This is a genomic window from Phytoactinopolyspora endophytica, assembly GCF_004138495.1.
Taxonomy (GTDB): domain Bacteria; phylum Actinomycetota; class Actinomycetes; order Jiangellales; family Jiangellaceae; genus Phytoactinopolyspora; species Phytoactinopolyspora endophytica.
Window position 1 is genome coordinate 101376 of the sequence record NZ_ML142869.1, and the last position, 1795, is coordinate 103170.

The window sequence follows — 1795 nt, forward strand, 5'->3', positions numbered from 1 at the left end:
CGCAGCCGGTTCGGCCCGTGGTGTCACGCTCGAGCTGACCGACGTCGATGGGATCGCGGCCGCGCTCGCACCTGTCGAGCATGTGGACGACGTGGTGCTGGCCGCAGTGGACCGCGACCACAACACGGCCGCCGAGTACGACGTCGCGGCGGCGCTCAGCCTGGTGACGCTCAAGCTGGTCGGCTACACCGAGGTGGTGCACACGCTGCTCCCCCGGACCGGCGCCGACGGCTCGATCGTCGTCTTCGGCGGGCTCGCGAAGGACCGGCCGTACCCGGGCTCCACCACGGTGTCGACGGTGAACGGCGGTGTGATCGGGATGGTGCACACCCTGGCGAGTGAGCTGGCGCCGATCAGGGTGAACGCGATCCATCCCGGCATCGTCGGCGACAGCCCGTTCTGGAGCGGCAAACCGGCCGAGGTGCTCGAGGGATTTCAGTCGCGCACGCCCACCGGTCGTCTGGCCGCGATGGCCGACGTCGTCGACGCGGTGGCATTTCTGCTGCGCAACCCGTCGGTGAATGGCGTGAACCTGAACGTCGACGGCGGCTGGCTGCTCCGATGAGCATCGCCGTCGTGGGAATGGGGCGCATGGGCGCGGCTATGGCGACACGGCTGAGCGAGCGGGGCCAGGACGTGGTCGCCCTGTACAACCGCACCCGTTCCAAAGCCGAGGCCGTGGCCGAGCGCATGGACAGCACCGTCGTCGACTCGGCCCGGGAGGCCGCCGCGCGAGCGGACGTCGTGTTGGTCTCGCTCGGCGACGACGACGCGGTGACCCAGACCTACGACGGGCCTGACGGGCTCGTCGCCGGGCTGAGCGAGGGGACCGTCGTCGTCGAGACCAGTACCGTTGACCCGCAGACGGTGCTCGCGCTCCGGCCTCGTGTGGAGTCGACGGGAGCGTCGATGCTCGACGCCCCCGTGTCAGGCAGCGTCGCCCTGGTGGAGAAGGGCGAGCTCACCTTCATGGTCGGCGGGGATGCCCAGGCGTTGGAGACCGTCAGACCGGTCCTGGACACGGTGGCGAAACGGATCCTGCACGTCGGCGCCTCCGGTGCGGGGTCCGCGATGAAGCTCGCCGTGAACGCCGTCGTCATGGGGCTCAACCAGGTGCTCTCCGAGGCCCTGGTCCTGGCCGAGAGCGCCGGGGTCCAGCGCAGCGACGCGTACGAGGTCTTCGCCGCCAGCGCCATCGCGTCGCCGTTCGTCCATTACAAGCGGCCCGCCTTCGAGCGGCCGGAGGACACACCGGTCGCGTTCAGCCTCGACCTGGTGCTCAAGGATCTGACCCTGATCACCGGTCTCGCCGAACGTCTGGGCGTCTCGATGGACCAGACCGCCACGAACCGCATCGTCGCGCAGGCCGCCGTCGACGCCGGGCTCGGCGAGCGCGACATGAGCGCGATCGCGGGATACCTCGCCGGAGGAAGGCGACCTTGATACCGCCAGGTTCAGTTCGAGGGCCATTTCGGCCTCCAGAGTGCCTCTCGCGGTATCAAGGTCGGGATCTCTACCGATCCGAGTGACCAAAATTCGCTGGAACTCGCCAGGTCGCTTGCCTACCGTTGCCACATGATCCACGAGCGCCCGTTGGCGTACATGCTGGGCCTGGAGGGGGTCGCACTGCTCCGGGCCTTCGCCGGGGAATACGATCGCGACTTCGTCGATGCGCGGATGGCCGAGATCCGCCGCCTGCTCGACGACGACGCCCTGGCGTGCCACGAGGCGTCGGTACAGCGAGTCGACACCGTCGACGGTTACGAGGTGTGGTCGGCGACGTATGACCGGCCCA

At 69.1% G+C, this 1795-nt stretch carries 2 protein-coding genes and 1 pseudogene; all 3 read left to right on the forward strand.

Annotated features, from left to right (window positions below):
• Positions 1 to 565: SDR family oxidoreductase (locus tag ELR45_RS29395; RefSeq protein ID WP_129669491.1), on the forward strand; the 565-nt coding region annotated here is incomplete at its 5' end.
• Entirely contained in the window at positions 550 to 1443 is an 894-nt protein-coding gene (locus tag ELR45_RS29400; protein WP_420813973.1) for an NAD(P)-dependent oxidoreductase, read from the forward strand. The genes ELR45_RS29395 and ELR45_RS29400, both read left to right, overlap by 16 nt.
• A gap of 132 nt (positions 1444 to 1575) precedes the next feature.
• Positions 1576 to 1795, forward strand: a pseudogene (locus ELR45_RS39550) (SAM-dependent methyltransferase); the annotation flags it as partial.